Annotated in this window: 13 protein-coding genes and 1 pseudogene; 3 read left to right on the top strand and 11 right to left on the bottom strand. The window is 54.3% G+C overall.

Annotated features, from left to right (window positions below):
* The first annotated feature begins 292 nt into the window (after nt 1–292).
* A protein-coding gene (locus VDP81_RS10330) for an IS5 family transposase (RefSeq protein ID WP_323012246.1) occupies nt 293–1,242 on the top strand; the annotation gives its coding sequence in 2 pieces (ribosomal slippage) (nt 293–446 and nt 446–1,242; 951 coding nt in all).
* Between the two features lie 360 nt (nt 1,243–1,602).
* Here the strand turns inward: VDP81_RS10330 and VDP81_RS10325 are convergent.
* From VDP81_RS10325 to kdpF, 7 genes are all read right to left on the bottom strand, one after another.
* Entirely contained in the window at nt 1,603–2,382 is a 780-nt protein-coding gene (locus VDP81_RS10325) for a TorF family putative porin (RefSeq protein ID WP_323012245.1), read from the bottom strand.
* Nucleotides 2,383–2,590: 208 nt separating this feature from the next.
* Nucleotides 2,591–3,283 (bottom strand): two-component system response regulator KdpE, encoded by a 693-nt coding sequence (kdpE, locus tag VDP81_RS10320; RefSeq protein WP_323012244.1) that lies wholly within the window; start codon nt 3,281–3,283, stop codon nt 2,591–2,593.
* The gene (locus VDP81_RS10315; protein ID WP_323012243.1) at nt 3,280–6,024 is read right to left on the bottom strand and encodes a DUF4118 domain-containing protein; all 2,745 of its coding nucleotides are present in this window, start codon (nt 6,022–6,024) and stop codon (nt 3,280–3,282) included. The genes kdpE and VDP81_RS10315 overlap by 4 nt, the downstream gene beginning before the upstream one ends.
* 12 nt (nt 6,025–6,036) lie before the next feature.
* The gene (gene kdpB / locus VDP81_RS10310; protein WP_323012242.1) at nt 6,037–8,121 is read right to left on the bottom strand and encodes a potassium-transporting ATPase subunit KdpB; all 2,085 of its coding nucleotides are present in this window, start codon (nt 8,119–8,121) and stop codon (nt 6,037–6,039) included.
* Nucleotides 8,122–8,129: 8 nt separating this feature from the next.
* Nucleotides 8,130–8,783, bottom strand: coding sequence for a K(+)-transporting ATPase subunit C (gene kdpC, locus VDP81_RS10305; protein ID WP_323012241.1), 654 nt, complete (start codon nt 8,781–8,783; stop codon nt 8,130–8,132).
* 9 nt (nt 8,784–8,792) lie between these two features.
* Nucleotides 8,793–10,496 (bottom strand): potassium-transporting ATPase subunit KdpA, encoded by a 1,704-nt coding sequence (gene kdpA, locus VDP81_RS10300; RefSeq protein ID WP_323012240.1) that lies wholly within the window; start codon nt 10,494–10,496, stop codon nt 8,793–8,795.
* A gap of 141 nt (nt 10,497–10,637) precedes the next feature.
* Nucleotides 10,638–10,727 carry a K(+)-transporting ATPase subunit F gene (kdpF, locus tag VDP81_RS15375; protein ID WP_416233232.1) on the bottom strand — a complete coding sequence of 30 codons (90 nt, stop codon included), beginning with the start codon at nt 10,725–10,727 and terminating at the stop codon, nt 10,638–10,640.
* A 437-nt stretch (nt 10,728–11,164) separates the two neighbouring features.
* Between kdpF and VDP81_RS10295 the strand changes: the two genes are divergently transcribed.
* Entirely contained in the window at nt 11,165–11,434 is a 270-nt protein-coding gene (locus tag VDP81_RS10295) for a hypothetical protein (RefSeq protein ID WP_323012239.1), read from the top strand.
* Nucleotides 11,435–11,472: 38 nt separating this feature from the next.
* Here VDP81_RS10295 and VDP81_RS10290 read toward each other — a convergent pair whose 3' ends face one another.
* From VDP81_RS10290 to VDP81_RS10280, 4 genes and pseudogenes are all read right to left on the bottom strand, one after another.
* Nucleotides 11,473–12,264: a transposase gene (locus VDP81_RS10290; protein WP_323012238.1), complete on the bottom strand. Its 792-nt coding sequence runs from the start codon at nt 12,262–12,264 to the stop codon at nt 11,473–11,475.
* A pseudogene (locus VDP81_RS10285) lies at nt 12,230–12,637 on the bottom strand (DNA polymerase IV); the annotation flags it as partial. The gene VDP81_RS10290 and the pseudogene VDP81_RS10285, both read right to left, overlap by 35 nt.
* Before the next feature lie 2 nt (nt 12,638–12,639).
* The gene (locus VDP81_RS15370) at nt 12,640–12,951 is read right to left on the bottom strand and encodes a DUF262 domain-containing protein (RefSeq protein ID WP_416233231.1); all 312 of its coding nucleotides are present in this window, start codon (nt 12,949–12,951) and stop codon (nt 12,640–12,642) included.
* A gap of 162 nt (nt 12,952–13,113) precedes the next feature.
* Nucleotides 13,114–13,749, bottom strand: coding sequence for a hypothetical protein (locus VDP81_RS10280; RefSeq protein ID WP_323012237.1), 636 nt, complete (start codon nt 13,747–13,749; stop codon nt 13,114–13,116).
* 729 nt (nt 13,750–14,478) lie between these two features.
* Between VDP81_RS10280 and VDP81_RS10275 the strand changes: the two genes are divergently transcribed.
* A complete protein-coding gene (locus VDP81_RS10275; RefSeq protein WP_323012236.1) occupies nt 14,479–15,855 on the top strand; it encodes a replication-relaxation family protein in 1,377 nt (458 codons plus the stop codon).
* The last annotated feature ends 195 nt before the right edge of the window (nt 15,856–16,050 follow it).

Below are 16,050 nucleotides of genomic sequence, written 5' to 3'. Positions count from 1 at the left end.
AAGAGGTGATGAAAGCTGGCTGAGGAAGCAGAATTTCACCTCGGAAACCCAAGTCACAGTTTTCTATCGCTTGAATTGGAAAAGGCATTGAGCACTCACGCGCGGCTATTTCGAGTGCCGAAAAGAAGTACGCTCTTCACTTATGGCTCCAATTCAGATGGATTTTATTGCTTGGAACGAGGGATATTGCGCCTCAGTATCACGGCAAGCAATGGCCGGGAAGCGGTGCTTAGGGAAACTCTGATCAAGTGTCCGTCGGGTAAAATGGAGTTCATCGATCATCACCGCATTTATGCCTTGCCACGCCAAGCAACAAATCAGCTTTTCTGAGGTCGAATTTGCCAGTCAACGCACGCGCACCCGCCGCGAAGTGTTCTTGGCCGAGATGGATAAAGTCGTGCTTTGGGCGCAGCTCACCGCACTGATTGAGCCGGTGTACCCAAGGCGGGTAACGGTCGCAGGCCCTACGCACTGGATACGATGCTTCGTATTCACTTCATGCAGCAATGGTTTGCGTTCTCGGATCCGGCGATGGAGGAGTCGCTCTACGACATCACGCCGTTGCGCCAGTTTGCAGGCCTGAGCTTGACGCACGGTAGTCTGCCCGATGAGACGACGATCTTGAACTTTCGCCACCTGTTGGAGCGCAACCACCTGGCCGAATGGCTGCTCGCTGAGGTTAACGCGATGTTGGGCGAGCAAGGCTTGCTGCTGCGCCACGGCACGATCGTGGATGCGACGATCATCACGGCACCGAGCTCGACGAAGAACCGCTCGGGCAAGCGTGACCCGGAGATGCATCAGACCAAGAATGACAATCAGCTGCACTTCGGAATGAAAGCGCATATCGGAGTGGATGCCGAGTCCGGCTTGGTGCACACCGTCACGGGCACAGCGGCGAACGCAAACGATGTGACCCAGATGAACGCTTTGCTGCACGGAGAAGAGACCGATGTCTTTGCTGACTCTGGCTACACGGGGGCGGCCAAGCGCAAAGAGAACCTGGACGTGGAAGTGGACTGGTACATTGCCGCCGAGCCCAGCGCGGTCAAGCGGATGCACGCCTCTTTGCAAGAGTGCGTCCGCCGCATTGCGCATCCCTTCCGGGTTCTCAAGCAGCAATTCGGTTACACGAAGGTGCGCTACCGAGGCCTGGCCAAGAACACGGCACAGATTAAGACACTCTTTGCATTGGCGAATTTGTGGATGATCAGAAAGAAACTGGCCACAGCCATGGGATAGGTTGCGCCAAAAAAGCGTAAAATGGCCTGCATTCAGGCCAGAGACGGGGCAAAACCGTAGTTTTTAGGGGTTTTGTTCCATGTTGTGAAAATTGAATGGGTTTTCGGAGAAACCTGCGGCGACTCAACCGTAATCGGTTATCAAAACTGGCTTATTCAGATTATCTTTGAGCGGCTCACAAACTAAAGCCCCCCGCTTTGCCGGGGATATTTACTTGCATTCTATACTAAATATGAGGTGCCGATTTAATCGGCACACTTTTTATTTCCGTTGTTATACACGAAATAAGTATAGGATTAGCAATATATAAATAGTGAAAAAATACTTATAGGTAATATAAAAATTTCGTATTTTTCATGATTAGAATGATTTTGACAGTTGCGCGATGACTGTCTGTTTCCCGATGTATCTTCCCTTAGCATTCGTATACACAGTTTCATCGGCATTGGTGTCCATATAGGTCAACGTGACGGCAAAGCCATTGTCCCAACTGCGCTTCAGGCCGACTGACCAGTCCGTATACGATCCATCTTCCAAATTGCGCACTCGCTGATGACCTGCATGAACATTGACTGCTAGGCCCCAGAATGGGGTGGGGAAACTGCCTGACAAATCATAGTACTGGCTGTTTTTACTGCCGGCAACGCCGAACAGATTGGTGAGTGCATGCGAATATTTGAAAGCCAGCGGGCCGTAGCCTATGCCTGCATAGAATTCTGTCGTATCGGGGCTGGTGAGGCCATCGGGGTAGTCGCCCGGATAATAATAAGCAATGGCGCCAACATCGAAAGTCATGCCGAATGCCGTCTCCGCTTTGTAACCACCATAAAAATCCATTTCTATCGGGGTGGATACGTCAGAGTTCGAATCCGACAGCGAACTGATATTCGAATTCCAGTTCCCTATATATAAACCGCTGGTGTGGGAAAGGTCGAAGCCACCCTGGATCGCCGGCTTATTATTGGTTTGCATCAAGCCCCGATAGCGGTACTGGCTGGCCAGGCCGATGTTGCCGATGAGGGTGATGTCATCCCAGACGGATGAGCGGCTGGCTGCGGCGTTCGGTTGCGCAACGGCTGGCTGAGCGGCGGCCGCAAGCAGGCTTAGGGAAAGTACGCCGAGAGCGATTTTTGTGTTCATTACTGATATATCCTATTGGAAAACGATTTTGAATTAATTTGGTGATGCAGAATCGCTATCGTATCTAAATGGATATATTTTTTTTATAAATTTTATGCTGCTACTTGAATTATTTATATAAATAAACAACAGGTTTTATATTTTCTTTATTGTTTTTCTATATAGAAATATAAATAATTTATGGCCGGTTTTTATGGCGGCTTATTATTTATTCAGTCAGCATTCGATAGCCGACCGCGGTTTCTGTTATCAAATGCTTGGGCCTGGTGGGGTCTAGTTCCAGTTTTTGCCGTAAATGCCCCATATACACGCGCAGGTAATGCGTGTTTTCCGATTGCGTAGGCCCCCATACTTCATGCAGTAGATACCGGTACGTAAGTACGCGGCCGACATTCGCGATAAGTACGCTTAAAAGCCTGTATTCAATAGGGGTCAAATGCACTAGTTCGCCGTCGCGCCGCACCTGACGCGTGGTGAAGTCGACCTCGACGCCGCCGAATACAAACCGGTGATGGCCCGTCTTGGTGGAATGGCTGCGCCGCATGGCGACACGCACGCGCGCCAGAAGCTCGCCCATGCCGAAGGGTTTGGTCAGATAATCGTCCGCGCCTGCGTCTAGCGCCGCAATCTTGTCGGCTTCGCCGGTACGTGCGGACAGCACTATGACTGAGGTGGTCGACCAGGCGCGCAAGTCGTTCAGGTAGTTCAGGCCGTCGCCGTCCGGCAGGCCCAGGTCAAGAATGATCAAGTCGGGCCGGCGCGTGCCGGCTTCGATCAACCCTCTTTTTAATGTATCGGCTTCGAACACCTGCCAGCTTTCCACCTCGAGGGAGGTGCGGACAAAGCGGCGGATAAGCGGTTCGTCTTCGACAATCAGGGCGGTCAGCAATGGCTCGCTCATGAGGTTGGCGCCGTCAGGGCCTGATTGGCTTCGGGATCGGCAAGCATGTTGGGCGGCGTGCCAAGCGGCAAAGAAAAACAGAATCGGGCTCCGGTTCCTTTGACGCTCAGGCTGCTGGGCGCGCTGGAGGCAGGTATCGAGGGTGCCTTGGCCCACATGCGGCCTGAGTGCGCTTCGACGATGGCTCTGCAGATCGCTAGCCCCAGCCCCACTCCGGGTGTGGGAGACTCTTGTTGCCCGCGAGTGAATTTCTGGAATAGCGACTCTTCCCGGCCGGAAGGTAGACCGGGGCCATTATCGCAAACAGTGACCAGCAGTTGTTCATTGTAGGTAGAGGCCGAGATCGTTACGGTGCTGCCGGACGGGGTATATTTCACGGCATTTTCCAATAGGTTGCAAAGAACACGTTCAATCAGTACTGCGTCAATGTAAACCAACGGAAGGTCGCTGGCCAGCTGGGTGACGACAGTATGGTTGGATAAGACGGTATCCATGGATCGCAGCACGCTGCCCACGACTTCTTCGACGGGCTGCCATTGCCGGTTCAGTTGTACGGCACCGCTTTGCAGACGGGCCATGTCCAGCAAGTTGTCGACCATGGCGTTCAGGCGGCGTGCGCTTTCGCTTATGGCGTGGGCAGTTTCTACGGCTTTGACCGGCAGACTGCTGGAACTGGCCTCCAGCATTTGGGCCATGCCATAAAGGGCCGCCAAGGGTGTTCTAAGATCGTGCGATAGGGCGGAAAGCAGCGAATTACGCAATCGTTCGGACTCCATTTGCAACGTAGCCTGCTGCGCAATTTTCACATAGTGCACCCGTTCCAGCGCGATGGCGGTCAGCACGGCGAACGTTTCAAGCTGCTCGCGCTGCTCGGGCACCAGCAACAGCCTGGGTTGTTCGGGGCAAATCGCCAATACGCCGCGCGCGCGCATGGGTGCTTTAAGCGGTAGGTAAAGCCACTGACTGCCGGGTAGGGTATCTGTTCCAAGGCCTGCCGGTTCATTGGTGTTCAGCACCCAGCTGGCGGCGCCGAGTTCCGGACTGGCCTCGCCGGTGTTCGGCGGCGGAGGTTGAAGCTTGTCGTTGGAGTCCAGAATAAAGATGTAGGCGCGCGCCCGGAACTCGCGGGCAATGGCCTGTTCGGCCACATCTACTAATTGTTCGGTAACCAGCACGCTCGACAAATCGCGCGCGATTTCAAATAGGGTGCGCGAACGCGCTTCGCGATGCCGGGCAATGCGCGCTTGGAAACGTAATCCTGCGGTGAGCTGGCCCACAATGACACCGACTGCGAGCATGACGCCGAATGTCAGTAGGTATTGCACATCCGATACCGAGAACGACATCAGGGGCGGTATGAAAAACCAGTCGAAGACGGCAACATTGAAAAAAGCCGCCAGCATGGCCGGGCCGCGTCCGAAGCGCATGGCTATGCCAAGCACCGCCAGCAGGAACAGCATGACGATGTTGGTCTGATCCAGTGCGAAGCGCAACGGCAAGACGGCCAGGGTGGTTGCCGCGCAAATGGCGGCAGCCCAGGCGTAACGCGTCAGCGGGTAGGCCGGGTTCAGGCTACGCGCTTTGGGAGCTGGAGCGGGCGAGGCGTTTTGGGCCTGGCCGATTTCAACCAGATCCAGGTCGGAGGCCAACGCGGCAATTCTTTGCCCCAGACCGGGGCCTCGCCACCAGCGCCGCGTCTGGCTGCGTCCGATCAGAAATTTGGATAAATTGTGCTGCCTGGCATAGTCGACCAACGCTGCCGGGATATCCTGGGCCGAAAGAACGGTTGTTTTAGCCCCCAGGTTTTGAGCTAGCCTGACCGTTTGAAGAATGCGTTCGCGCTGCGCGTTATCCCAGCGCTGCAGCGCTGGGGTTTCAACATAGACCGCATGCCACACAGTTGCCATTTGCTGCGCCAGGCGGGCGGCGCTGCGAATAATATAGTCGCCGCCTTCTTCGGGGCCGATACAGCAGAGCAACGCCTGCTCAGTTTTCCACACGCGACCGATGGCATGGTTGGCGCGATACGCCTGTACGTCCTCCCCAATCCGGTCGGCGGCGCGGCGCAACGCCAGTTCGCGCAGGGCAATCAGGTTGCCCTTGCGAAAGAAATTCCGACCGGCGCGCTCGGCCTGCTCGGCTATATAGATTTTTCCCGCTTTCAGGCGGGCGATCAGTTCGTCAGCGGGCGTATCAACCATCACGACTTCGTCGGCTTGGTCAAAAAAAGTGTCGGGTAGCGTTTCATGCACGCGGATTCCGGCAATGCCGCCCACCACGTCGTTCAAGCTGTCCAGGTGCTGCACATTCAACGTTGAATAGACATTGATTCCGGCGTCGAGCAGTTCTTCCACATCTTGCCATCGCTTGGGATGGCGGGAACCGGCCACATTGGAATGGGCCAGTTCGTCGATCAGGATCAAGTCGGGCCGGCGCTTCAAGGCGCCATCCAAATCGAACTCGGGCAGGCTGCGGCCCTGATAATCCATTTGCTGTGCCGGAAGTATTTCCAGCGCGCCGATCTGCGCGGCGGTTTCCGCACGGCCGTGCGTTTCGACAATTCCGACTACGACATCGAGGCCCTCGGCGCGACGCTTAAGCGCGGCATTCAGCATGGCATAGGTTTTTCCCACTCCCGCCGATGCGCCGAAGTAGATGCGCAGTTTTCCGCGCGCAGCCTGGGATTCATCGTCGCGCAGCTGCTTTAAAAGGGCGTCAGGATCGCGTCTAGGGTTATTCATGTAGCAGGCCTTTTATATCAGGTTGGTGGCCGACAACAGCATATCGATCAGTTTTATCCCTATGAATGGTACGGCCAGTCCTCCTAAACCGTAAACAAGTAAATTCCGGTTCAGCAAAGCGCTTGCGCCCATTGCACGATAACGCACGCCTTTCAGAGCCAGCGGAATCAGGAATATGATAATTAGCGCATTAAAGATGACCGCCGATAAAATAGCCGATTCGGGGCTGGCCAGGCCCATGATGTTCAGAACCGAAAGTTGCGGGTAGGTAGTAATAAATATGGCCGGCAGAATGGCGAAATACTTCGCAACGTCGTTGGCTATCGAGAAGGTTGTCAGAGACCCGCGCGTCATCAGCAACTGTTTGCCCGTTTCAACGATTTCCAGCAATTTCGTGGGGTTCGAGTCCAGATCGACCATATTGCCCGCTTCCTTGGCGGCTTGCGTGCCCGTGTTCATGGCCACGGCAACGTCGGCCTGGGCCAGCGCGGGAGCGTCGTTGGTTCCATCGCCGGTCATGGCAACCAATTGTCCCGCAGCCTGGTAGTCGCGGATCATTTGCAGCTTGGCTTCGGGCGTGGCTTCGGCCAGGAAGTCGTCCACACCGGCTTCTGCGGCAATGGCCGCCGCCGTCAGGCGGTTATCCCCGGTGATCATGACGGTTTTGATGCCCATGCTGCGCAGCTCGGCGAACCGCTCTTTTATTCCGCCTTTCACAATATCTTTCAGCTCTACCACGCCAAGCACCGCCGCGTTCTCGGAAACCACCAGCGGGGTACTTCCCCTGCGCGAGATATCCTCTACTTTCTGCTGTATATCATCGGGCCAGCGCCCGCCCAGCGATTCGATATGCGTGCGTATGGCCTGAGCGGCGCCTTTGCGGATGCCCCGGGTCGCACCTTCGCTGGCCAAATCGACCCCGCTCATGCGGGTCTGCGCGGTGAAGGGCAAAAATGTGGCGTTCAGTTTGCCCATTTCATGTTCGCGTACGTTGAACAGCTTTTTAGCAAGTATGACAATGCTGCGGCCTTCGGGTGTTTCGTCGCCCAGTGAAGACAGTTGCGCTGTCTCGGCCAGGATACGTTCGCTTGTCCCGTCGGCGGGATGGAAGGCGCTGGCCTGCCGGTTTCCCAGCGTAATCGTGCCTGTCTTGTCCAGTAGCAGAACGTCTACGTCGCCCGCGGCTTCTACGGCGCGGCCCGACGTTGCAATCACGTTCGCCTGCATCATCCTGCTCATGCCGGCAACGCCTATCGCCGAGAGCAGGCCGCCGATGGTGGTTGGAATCAGGCACACCAGTAAAGCGATCAGGGCCGTGATACTGACGGCCTGGCCCATGCCGCTGGTTTTTACCGCAAATGCGGAGAAGGGCGCCAGCGTAACGACCACCAGCAAAAACACAATCGTCAGGCCGACCAGTAGAATGGTCAGCGCGATTTCATTGGGTGTTTTATTCCGCTTGGCGCCTTCGACCATGGAGATCATGCGATCCAGGAATGACTCACCGGGGTTGACGCTGATGCGCACCACCAGCCAGTCTGACAATACCCGGGTGCCGCCGGTCACCGACGAAAAATCGCCGCCCGACTCGCGAATTACCGGAGCCGATTCCCCTGTGATGGCGCTTTCATCGACCGAAGCAACTCCTTCGATGACTTCGCCGTCCAGCGGTACGAAGTCGCCGGCCTGAACCAGCACGACGCTACCCTTGCGCAGTTCATCGGCCTCAAGAGGCAGCCAGCTGCTGCCGTAATGCGGCTCCTGGAGCACTTTGGCAATGGCTTTGCGCTTCATGCCGCGCAAGCTGGCCGCCTGCGCCTTGCTGCGCCCTTCGGCCAGCGCTTCGGCGAAATTGGCGAACAGTACGGTAAACCACAGCCATAGCGTTACCGCAAGAATGAAGCCGGAGGGGGCTTCCCCCTGTCCCATCAAAGCCTGTATCCATAAGGCCGTGGTCAGAATGCTGCCCAGATAGACCACAAACATGACAGGATTTTTCCATTGTGCTTGCGGTGCGAGTTTTCTGAATGCGTCTAGGCACGCTGGCCCTACCAATTTCCGATCGAATAACGGCAGGTTTGTGTTTCTATCACTCATGATTATTCTCAAAATTTTCCGGGAATCGACACACTGGACAAGGCATCCAGCGCGATGTTCAATTGCAGGACATTGACGCGCGGTTCGCCCAGTACGCCAAGGGCCCGCCCGGTGGTATGGGCGGTCAGCAGCTGCTGCACTTTTGCTTCGGGCAGATTGCGGTGACTGGCCACGCGTGCAACCTGCAGCAGGGCATTGGCGATGGAAATATCCGGATCCAGGCCCGACGCGGAGGCGGTCACTGCGTCCACGGGAACGGCCGCTGTATTGGACAAGCCATTTTCAGCCCTATAGGCGGCGACCCGTTCAGCGACCTGATCAGCCAGCTTGCGGTTGGTCGGGCCTAGGTTGCTTGCGCCGCTCAGCCCTGCGTTGTAGGGCAGGCTGACGGTCTTGGAGGCATCCGCAGGATCTGGCCCCATCGTTGCACTGGGACGCGGATGAAAGTATTCGGGACGCGTAAAATTCTGGCCGATCAGCGATGAACCAATAACTGCCCCGTTGCGCTCAAGCAGGCTGCCTTGCGCTTGCGCAGGGAACAGCAGGTTGGCCACACCGGTCGTGAACATGGGATAAGCCAGGCCGGTGAGGGCCATAAAAAATACGCTTGATACGATCACCGGACGGGCAATCCCTTTGAAAATAGTTGGTTTTTCAGACATACAATTCCTTTAAAACACGCGGCCAGCTAGCATGTCGATGTGTTCGACAATGGGGCCCAATACTATGGCGGGAAGAAACGTCAGGCCGCCCACGATCAGAATCACGAAGATGGTCAGGATCATGAACAAAGGCGTGGCCGTGGGAAAGGTGCCTGCGGTGTCGGGCACGGTTTTCTTCGCCGCTAGCAGGCCTGCCACGGCCAGCATGGGCAGCATTGTCAGAAAACGCCCTATTAGCATGGCCAGGCCGATGGTTGTATTGAAGAAAGGGGTGTTGGCGTTCAGGCCGGCAAAGGCCGATCCATTATTTGCCGTGCCCGATGTATAGGCATACAGAATTTCGCTAAAGCCGTGAGCCCCCGGATTATTCAGACTGTTTTCTGCGCCCGGCCACAATACGGCCAGAGCGGTAAACCCCAGAATGCTGATCGGATGGGCCAAGACAGACAGCATGACAAGCTTTATTTCGCGCGCTTCGATTTTCTTGCCCAGGAATTCGGGACTGCGCCCTATCATCATGCCGACCAGGAATATCGCAAGAATGGCGTACTGGATCAAATTGATAAAGCCCACCCCCTCGCCGCCGAAAACACTGTTGAGCATCATTTGGGCAAGCGGAACGGCCCCGCCCAGCGGCGTGAGCGAGTCATGCATGGCGTTGACCGAGCCGGTCGTCGCAGCCGTAGTCGTTGCCACGAACATACTGGTGCCGGCGATGCCGAAGCGCAATTCCTTGCCTTCCATATTGCCGCCCGGTTGAGTGGCGGTCAGGTTTTGGTCGGCGCCCGCCGCAGTCAGAATGGGGTTGCCAGACTGCTCGGCCGAATACACAATGGCAAGAAAACCGATAAAGAGAACCAGAAAGGTGCCGAAGAACACCCAACCCTGGCGCCGGCGCGTTAGCATGCTGCCGAAGGCATAAGTCAACGCTGCGGGAATAAGCAGCATGCTTAGAATGTCCAGGGCGTTGGTGATGGGTGTGGGGTTTTCAAACGGGTGGGCCGCATTCATGCCGAAGAACCCGCCGCCGTTGGTGCCGATATGCTTGATCGTTTCAAAACTGGCCACGGCGCCCAAAATAATATGCTGCTTCACGCCTTCCAGCGTGGTTACCATGACGTCGGAGCTAAGCGTTTGCGGAACGCCTTGCCATACATACACGAGAGCCATAAGGAAACACAGCGGTAATAAGATCCGGTAAAGTATTCGCGTCAGGTCGACCCAGAAATTGCCGATGCTCTGCGATGTAGACCGCCTTAGCCCGCGTATGAAGGCTGCGCCGGCCGCAAGACCGGTTGCCGCGCCCACCATCATTAAAAAGGTAATCACGGCCATCTGGCTGAAATTACTCAGGCTGGTTTCGCCGGAGTAAGCCTGCCAGTTCGTGTTGGTGATAAACGATGAGACGGTATTGAAGGCCAGGTCGGGGGTCTGCGCCGCCAGCTCCAGCGGGTTAAGCGGCATCAGTGCCTGGCCGCGCAAAAAGACATAACCCAGCACGGCCATAAGACCGTTGGATAGCACCAGCGCTGCTGCATAGCGGCTCCATCCCATGGATTCGTCCGGATCAATGCCGAACAACCGGTAGGACCAGCGCTCGGGCATAGCGTGCCCGGCGCCGGTAAAAACCCGCGTGAGCCACTTGCCCATAAGGACGGTTAGTCCTGTCATGCAGGCAAGAAGCAATACAAACTGCAAGATATTGGTTGGCATTTTATTAGCTCATTGAATTTTTTCTAACGCGGCTATGTATATAGCCGCAACAACAAAACATATGACTAACAGAGTCATGAAAATAAGATCGCCCACGATCGTCCTTTAATAAAGTGTGGTACGCCGCAATATTCAGGCTGGCTAGAATTTTTCGGGATTAATAAGGGCGTAGAAAAGATATAGAAAAAGCCCTGCGGCGCCGATGCCGCTGCATAAATAGAACCAACTCATAGAGACCTCCCAAAGGGATTATCGACAGCTGATACTGTATCCATAAGCGCATAAAATTCTTATATAAATGCGGCAAGCAAATATAAAGAAAGTATAAAAACGGATTTTTGGCGTATAGCCTTTATGCCCGTTGCCTGAACCCGGCTTGTTTATTTTTTGTATAGGTCTGGGAATTGTTCGCGAATAGGGCAGAATCATATATAGTATCGTTGGGAGATACGTAGGAATTGCATGTTTGAATCATGTTGCCAAGACTATCGAATTTAAATATAAGCCCTTGTTACGCAAGGGTTTTTATTATGCGCTGCAGGGTATTGGCGTATAAGAAAAGTGGTTATGCGCCAACCCTGCGCCAATGATCCGGATTTCTTACAAGAAACCTGCAAGAAATCGGCCCATCCTGCCTGTACGGTGCTTCCTAGTTCATGGAGTTTCGTATGACTCAGAAGTACACAGGCCAATTCAGTATTTGCAACCATGCACCTTGGCTCGTGCAGGCCCGTTCCAAACCATCCCTTGAGAAGCCGTTCGCGTTTTTCGCCCGGCAAAAGGCCCACGCCCACCTGGAAAGTATTCAGGTGAAGGGCTTTCGGGCCAAACTCATCCAATTGGCGACATTCTTTCAACTTCGGCTGTGCCGTCGGGGGGGGGGGAAGACGCAAATCCTGACCTTTGACACCCTTAAGAAGTCGTCCCTGAAGAATTGATTTCACACCCATCACGCCGGATTTTCGGCGATCTGTGACTACGAGTTCTGGCGGGGTAGCTCACCCCACTCGGATTGTTTCCGGGTCCGTTGCCAGATCCAAGCCCAAAAATAAGGTATAAAAAAAGGTCGAACGCCCTTGCGGGCAATCATGTGCAGCAGCCATTTCATATTGAAGCCTGCCGCGCACAGCACCGCATGAATGGCGTCCCCGATTTGCCCCTTCAGGTGACAGCGATTCATGCCATGATCGCTTTTCAGATGCCCGATGAGCGGTTCAATCGCCTGGCGTCGTTTCAGCAGCTGCTGCTGCTCGCCGGGTGTCAGCCGTTTGAATTTCCCACGGTGCTTCAGGACATATTCCGGGATCTCACCATCTACCTCGCGATATCCTAGATCGGCATAGACCGTCTTGGGTTTGACGCCGGTGTCCTGCAGCACAATGCTAGTCTGCTCCAGGGCTTCTGCCAACGTGTGGCCATCGGAGGGGTTGCCCGGGAAGCTGCGCGCGCCCACGATGAAATTCCCCTTCAAAGTCGTAACGATACCCACCTTCACTCCGAACTCGTAAGGGGTGCGGGCTTTGCCTTTTGAGATGCATTCGACTTCGGGGGCGTGCCAGCTGTAGACCTTGTCCTTGCCCTTCACAGCCTTCTTTCGACGGCTCTGTTCCGCCCGCGCCAGCAAGGGTTGAGCGCGTTCTGGATGCTTTGAGAGCACTGTCTTGCTGCGTTCGATGTCGCGCGCCAGGCGGCCCAGAATGGTGCACTGGCGTTTGATCGTCTTGTGCAAGCGCCGGTATATCTGCGTATTTAAGAATAGTGAGGCCATTTGGCTTTTCAAGATCTGAGCATATTTTCGCTAAAAGTTTATTTGGAGCCACACCAATTGAACAAGACAATTTAGTCGCGTCAAAAACCGCATGCTTTAATCGTAGAGCTAAGGAGCGCGTTTCATCGGACTGCTCACTCAGATCAATATAAATCTCGTCTATGCCTCTGTCTTCAATATGAGGAACAATTTTCGCCACGGCCTGCTTAAACAATTTGGAGTATTGACGATATTTGTCAAAATTTGTTGGGAGAAGCATTGCTTCTGGTGCTAAACGTGCCGCTTTCATAATGCCCATCGCGGAAAAAATGCCAAGCTTACGAGCTTCATAAGTGGATGTGGTCACCACTCCCCGGCCAATGTAATCTTTCATTCTTAAAAAACGTAGACTTCCATCCTTTTCGGTTCAAACCGTTTGGTTTTCTTTGACAGAGGTCGGTAAAGAGACTTCAAATCAATCGTCTCGGTGTATTGGTCTATGAATTTGCGATTGCGTATGTCAGCCTTAGTTTTCCAGATGAGGAGTGACGGCAAAGGGTACTGGCGCATGATTGAGTCATACAACCTCTCCATCTGGTCCTCCCTCCAAACAAAAAAACGTTGGATATTAGGAAGCCATAAACCGCCTCCATCTGCATCCGAATTGTTAATATCTGCGATGAACGACTTTATTGTTTTACTTGGCACCTTGCTCTTCCCCGGTTTAGGCTAATACCAGCTAGGACATAATGCCCAGCAATCAAATGACTCTATCTTACAGAACGATACATTATGAGGGGAACAAATACTTGCCGATTAACGAGGTAACTCCGGTAACCCGGTAACATTTCCTGTCAGACGCAGCAGACCTCAGAACTGTCCTCTCCCCCTACTCTTTACCCACCCTTTTTCTTGCAACGCTCCCTTTACGCTGCCAGTACCGTCATCCAACACCACAGCTCTGACTTTAGCCCATGCAATTGCAGCCGGAGAGTCCTTCATTGACGAGCCAGCATTATTGGTCCCGTAACACCCATCTTTGATAGCAATAATCGCAGCCCTAGCAGCGGCCGAAACTGCCTCCAAGGGGTCTCGGGTTGCAGGTGCACTATAGGGCTCATTTGTCTTCAACGATTGCATTGCTGCCAGCAAGTCTTGACCGACATCTGCTGCCAAGGGGCGGTTCTCGCTCCGTGCCGCGGCCTCCCCTATCCACTTCATCGCTTCCATAACTCGCCATACAGGATCCGCCTCATGCTCGGCTTCAGCCAATCGCTGTGTGATAGCGAGTTGGCGAGCGGGTTCAAAGACGGAAGACTCGACTCGCCCGAACTCATGCTCGGTTAAGGCGGGAAAACCTGGCGGCAGTTCAGTTGCTGCCAAAGGGATGTTGCCGACAGTAGTGTCCTCAAAGAATGAGTGCGTGTTGTCCTGCATGCCTTTCGGAACGTAGGTACGTCGAATTATGCGAGCAGAAAACTTGTTTTTCTTGATGATGAAAGCCATCGGGTTGTCTCCAGTACGTTTGTAGATACACCGTATAGCGCCCTGGTGAACAATCACCTGCGACCATAGGGAGAGGCAGATAGTGGGTACGGTTGCGCCGAAGACTGATGCCTGTGTCGCAGAACGCAACGTGGGAACCCTCACCATCGCCCAGTACGATTTCATGTAGGCCCGGCCCGATGTCACCAAACCCAGGCTCTTGATGACAGTAGCAGGCGGACGGCGAGGCGTTCAGCCGAGTCCTTTGAAGAAGCGGTGGTTGCGTATTGGGGTCACGATTGCTGATGACAGAAGGTTTTTGGAAGAAGAGTTGCTCGCGACTGGCCGGCAAGGTGGGGCGAAACCCCGCCGCCGGCCTGGGCATGCAGACATAGGACGCACGGAGCCTGGCCCCATGGCCTGGCTCATGCTTTCGTAGGGGTCCCCGGGTGCGGACGTGAGCACATATGCTTTCCGCATTTGGGGCAAACGAAGATGAAACAGCATGCTGATAACACGGTAGCCGACGACCCTGAAAGCACAGCTATATTTGACAGTACGGTATGCGGTCGGCGGCGGGGTTTCGCCCCGGCGCAGCCGGAGTAGTACTTTCGCCTTTGATGGACGTCGCGACGAATACGTTGAGGATGTGGGCCCCCGCGCCCACAAGGTTCTTTTATGGGGAAGAACAATTGGCCCATGCCATAAAAGGACCGCTCTTCAAGTCCTAGCCAGCACAAACACTGGCAAATGCGCGTGGTGTCTGGTCTTTTGCGACATGTTGTCGCTAAAGACATCGCTATAGAAAGTACATCCTTTGCGCATCGAGTAACAACGATGCACAGCGGCATAGAACACTTTCTTCATAGCGAGAACATCATGCTCCAGCTCCCCCATGCTCAAGCACTTCCTATTGACGGCTCACTGGCACACAACAACGTCGAGTCAAAAACCATAGCTGCTGACAAAACCGACCAAGAACCGGTGCCAATGGGCTGCCGCGCCCAGGACCACACCACCCGTGCCACCGGGGCTAGAACAACAAAGGCACCAGAGCCAGAAATACAGCACGAAAAATCCCACCGTATCGATAGAGGACTGACCAACGTGGCCTCAACAGGGCAAATACGCCAGGCCATCCGGCTTCGAGCACTCTCTGCTGCCAACCGATTCCGCGTCATCAGGACCTTTGATATAGCCGCCATCTGCTTTCCAGAACGTCCTTACAAAGCCGCGTTGACAGCCGCTCAACGAGCAATGCGCTCTATGGCCAAAGACAACCTCCTCATTCGTTATCGCACCGACCGACAACAGCATGTGTATGGGCTGACACAAAAAGGAGCACAGTGGCTCGACGACCGCGGTGTTGTCGCGTCGTCATCGGTGCGCCGCGTCAGCGACATGACGAACCCCGAACACCTTCTTTGGTCAAACTTCATCGTGACCTGCTGTGAAGTTCGTGGGCTATCGGCATTGACAGAAACAGAGCTGATGAAGAGCCTGAACCGGAACACTGGGAAAGGCGAGCCTGTTAGTCAAGGTCTGATCACGGTCAACATACTCAAAGGGAATGGGTCAAAAAAAAGAATCCTGCGTCCCGATGCCATCGCTTACGAGAAGCCGACAGGCCCAGGGGGCAAGTCTACTGTGACATGGTTTGAAATTGACCGTAGCAAACGCGGCGCAGATCGAGAAGCATGCCTAACCGCCCTATTCCGAGCCGTGGGCAGGCAATTGCAGAATGGACATGTTTTAGGCACCGTAGTCGTTCTCACAAAATCAGAGCGCATTCTGAAGCGTGCGATGTCGCTCGCTCAAGAGCTGGTTAATGATCCCTGCGAATTGAAGTTTTCAACACAAGGCACACGACTACTGAAAGAAATTAGCACTGGAGTCTTTGAGGTGTGGACGGAAATCCTAAAGAAATTCGGGAGTGACAGAACCGGTCTCGAGCCCGCACTGGTTGGACATGTCATTATTCAAATGCTTCCCCTCTGGTTGCCAAAAGTTAGGATCGACAATCGGCGGCAATACTCAACGGCTGGGTGGTTTTCAGAGGACTACCTGCCTTACCAGCGACCTGATGGCAAATCACCCTGGCCAGTGCCAACCTCCCCGCTTCTGTAATCAAGGAACGAAAAAGACGTTTTCCACAGCTTGCTATACGAAGTAGATGAATAGGTTCATCGCCACTTCAAGGACATATAAACAATGCAGGTGTTCGCTAACGTAGCAGTAAATCCTCATCGCAAGATATCTAAAACCACAAATAAGGGCTATTACGAAATGCGAGTAGCGGAATCCCACAGGAATGACTCCACT

It is taken from the genome of Castellaniella sp., from assembly GCF_034675845.1.
Taxonomy (GTDB): domain Bacteria; phylum Pseudomonadota; class Gammaproteobacteria; order Burkholderiales; family Burkholderiaceae_B; genus Castellaniella.
This window is presented reverse-complemented; position numbering and strand designations above follow the sequence as displayed.